Origin of the sequence: Aquidulcibacter paucihalophilus (genome assembly GCF_002105465.1) — a bacterium.
Lineage (GTDB): Bacteria > Pseudomonadota > Alphaproteobacteria > Caulobacterales > Aquidulcibacteraceae > Aquidulcibacter > Aquidulcibacter paucihalophilus.
In genome coordinates this window covers 1-677 of the sequence record NZ_NCSQ01000053.1, presented here as the reverse complement: position 1 = coordinate 677, position 677 = coordinate 1, and the positions used below count along the sequence as shown (strand labels likewise).

Sequence of the window (677 nt, the reverse complement as noted above, 5' to 3'; positions counted from 1 at the left end):
GCTGCGGCCATAGAGTTGATGCCTGAGCTTGGCGATCTCGAGAGCTTGATGGGCGGCCAGTTCCTTGAACGCCAGAGCCTCTGCAAGCTGGGCCAGAACTTCTGCCCGGGCCAGTCGCTCGGCAACCAGTTCTGCCTTCATGGCAGCCATCTGAGCCCTCAGGGCTGCTATGTTATCAGGGCGTTCCAACACCTCAGAAGAGAATCATGAAACGGTGCCAAACACCAGTAAAAACGGGCGTTTAGAGTGGGAAATAGCAGCCAGAAACAACAAATATCAGCCCGCCGCTGTCGGTCTCCACGTCTTCTGCGGATGACGCCAATCAATACCCTCAAGCATATATCCTAGCTGGCCTGGAGAGATCATAACCACACCATCAGCCGGGCTCGGCCAGATGAACCGGCCCCGCTCCAGTCGCTTCACATATAAAGAGCAGCCCAGCCCATCGTACCACAATACCTTTACACTGTGGCCAGCTCTGCCCCGAAACACGAACAAGTCCCCGCCATGGGGATCACGGCCCAAGCCACCCTGCACCATGGTGGTCAGGCTGTTCATCCCCTTCCGCATATCGGTGACGCCAGACGCCAGCCATACCCGCACACCAGACGGAACAGGGATCATGCCAGACCCTCCAGCGTGGTGACCACTGCTGCCAGCGTGGCCGGATCAAAGCC

1 protein-coding gene is annotated in these 677 nt (G+C 58.2%); it reads right to left on the bottom strand.

What is annotated here, in order from left to right:
* Positions 1 to 276 precede the first annotated feature (276 nt).
* Complete coding sequence (tnpB, locus tag B7364_RS04490) at positions 277 to 624, bottom strand: IS66 family insertion sequence element accessory protein TnpB (RefSeq protein WP_085338741.1); 348 nt, start codon at positions 622 to 624, stop codon at positions 277 to 279.
* Between the last annotated feature and the right edge of the window lie 53 nt (positions 625 to 677).

Coding starts and splice junctions, on each gene's coding strand:
- tnpB (WP_085338741.1), bottom strand. CDS start 624: ATGATCCCTGTTCCGTCTGGTGTGCGGGTATGGCTGGCGTCTGGCGTC.